General features: G+C 49.3%; 1 protein-coding gene. It reads right to left on the bottom strand.

Annotated features, from left to right (window positions below; all coding sequences use genetic code 11):
• A partial coding sequence (locus tag R7040_RS29675) for a sensor histidine kinase (RefSeq protein ID WP_318098078.1) occupies nucleotides 1-531 on the bottom strand: 531 nt, incomplete at both ends.

Here is a 531-nt window from a genome sequence, read left to right on the forward strand (position 1 = left end):
CCAATAACTTAAGGTTCTTTTTATCCGCTTGATACGCACACAATGCCGTGCAACTCTCTACTAACGAGCGCAAATCAAACTCCTCTTCAACAAGCGTCAACTTGCCTGCTTCGACTTTGCTGTAATCGAGGATGTCGTTAATGATGGTCACAAGGTTATTGGCAGATTTGTGCAGCAGGAGCAATAACTCCCTTGGCTCTCGGCGGTTTTCGTTCTCAAGCAATATCTCGCTGATCCCCATGATCGCGTTCATTGGAGTGCGAATCTCATGGCTCATGTTCGCCAGAAATTCCGACTTGGCTTGCGTGGCTTTTTTCGATTTATCCAATGCAGACGACAAACGCTTCTCCATCTCGCGTCTATCGGTGATGTCACGTTCTACCGCGATAAAGCGCAGTAGCTCGCCATTTTCATCAAACACTGGAGACAGCTCCAACTCGACCCAATATGGGCGCCGCGACTTGGTGTAATTGAGTATCTCAACCCTAACCGGGGAATGGCTGCGAACACTTTGCGAGAGCAGCGCGACGG

The sequence above is a fragment of the Vibrio sp. 1069 genome, from assembly GCF_033340555.1.